This is a genomic window from Rhizobium sp. FKY42 (assembly GCF_005222835.1).
GTDB lineage: Bacteria > Pseudomonadota > Alphaproteobacteria > Rhizobiales > Rhizobiaceae > Neorhizobium.
In genome coordinates this window covers 48935-49207 of record NZ_STGA01000059.1, presented here as the reverse complement: position 1 = coordinate 49207, position 273 = coordinate 48935, and the positions used below count along the sequence as shown (strand labels likewise).

Annotated in this window: 1 protein-coding gene; it reads left to right on the top strand. The window is 60.8% G+C overall.

Features of this window, described 5'->3' with window-relative positions; translation table 11 throughout:
• Nucleotides 1-74: 74 nt before the first annotated feature.
• Nucleotides 75-272 carry a hypothetical protein gene (locus E8M78_RS19385; RefSeq protein ID WP_137136614.1) on the top strand — a complete coding sequence of 66 codons (198 nt, stop codon included), beginning with the start codon at nucleotides 75-77 and terminating at the stop codon, nucleotides 270-272.
• The last annotated feature ends 1 nt before the right edge of the window (nucleotide 273 follow it).

The following is a 273-nucleotide window of genomic DNA, read 5'->3' as shown; positions in this document are numbered from 1 at the left end:
CCTTCGGCACGTCGAACGTGGTGAAAACCACCTTCGTCGAAGATATCTCCATGCACGCGCTCTGAGGAAATCCCATGGCAAAGACACCATCGACGCCCGCGCCAACCTATGAGCCGGATGCGGAATACTCGGTTCGGCTGGCGCGGCCTGTGCCCATCGTGCCGGGGCGCACGCTGCGGCCCATGAATGATCATACCCTGCGCGGCGATCTGCTGACGCTGATCGTGGAAAGAGAGGGTGCTGATGTCATTGACACCGCCGAGCGCATCTAAC